Raw genomic sequence first — 338 nt, forward strand, 5'->3', positions numbered from 1 at the left:
TATTGAACTGCTCAATAGCAACGATGCAACGATTTATTCAGCGGACTGGCGGGCAGAAAAAATCCGGGAGTCCCGGAAGGGGCTGTCAGAAAATCAGGAAAAAGAGCAGAAAGTAGCCGCTGCAAAAGCCCACCTTAAAGCGCTGGAACAACAGATAGCGGAACAGGAGTTGGCAGAAAAACCACAACAGGATCAAAGCAAACAAAAACAACAGACGTCAGAGTCAGTCGCCAACGCAGCTGAAAAAGAATCCTCCCCGGTGCCATCGGACTTTGACCCGTTTGATCTGGATGAGGACTGGGGTGACGATGAAAGCGACGGTTTTGAAACCCCACCCG

1 protein-coding gene is annotated in these 338 nt (G+C 50.3%); it reads left to right on the forward strand.

The features are described from left to right. Window positions 1-338 (forward strand): hypothetical protein (locus CWC28_RS22070; RefSeq protein ID WP_171038345.1); only part of this gene is annotated, 338 nt, incomplete at both ends.

This window comes from Pseudoalteromonas sp. S4492, assembly GCF_005886115.1.
GTDB classification, from domain to species: domain Bacteria; phylum Pseudomonadota; class Gammaproteobacteria; order Enterobacterales; family Alteromonadaceae; genus Pseudoalteromonas; species Pseudoalteromonas gelatinilytica.